This is a genomic window from Enterobacter cloacae complex sp.6700776 (genome assembly GCF_048284255.1).
Classification (GTDB): domain Bacteria; phylum Pseudomonadota; class Gammaproteobacteria; order Enterobacterales; family Enterobacteriaceae; genus Enterobacter; species Enterobacter intestinihominis.
Genome location: NZ_JBLVYK010000128.1, coordinates 1 through 318, shown reverse-complemented (window position 1 = coordinate 318; position 318 = coordinate 1). Strand labels below are relative to the sequence as shown.

1 protein-coding gene is annotated in these 318 nt (G+C 62.9%); it reads right to left on the bottom strand.

The window, feature by feature from the left end; all coding sequences use genetic code 11:
- Positions 1 to 318 (bottom strand): multicopper oxidase domain-containing protein (locus tag ACNQ0T_RS23545; RefSeq protein ID WP_417930419.1); only part of this gene is annotated, 318 nt, incomplete at both ends.

The following is a 318-nucleotide window of genomic DNA, read 5'->3' as shown; positions in this document are numbered from 1 at the left end:
AGTCTCGGACATTCAACACCATCATCAGCCCGCCGCCTCCGTGGTGCTCGACGTTGTTGTTGGTCGTGTGATGGGGGATGTGGCAATGCACCAGCCACGCCCCGGGGCGGCGCGCCGTCCAGAGCACGTCGTAGCGCTGGCCAGGGCCCACATTGACAGTGTCCGCCTCGAATCGCGCGCTTGGTTTGAGGTCGTAGCCATCGCGGGCGACGACGGTGAACGGCCCGCCGTGCACGTGCATGGGGTGAACGAAATTGTTGTTGGTGCCGATGAAGCGCAACTTGATCGTCTGCCCTACCTTCATCGTGACGGTATCCG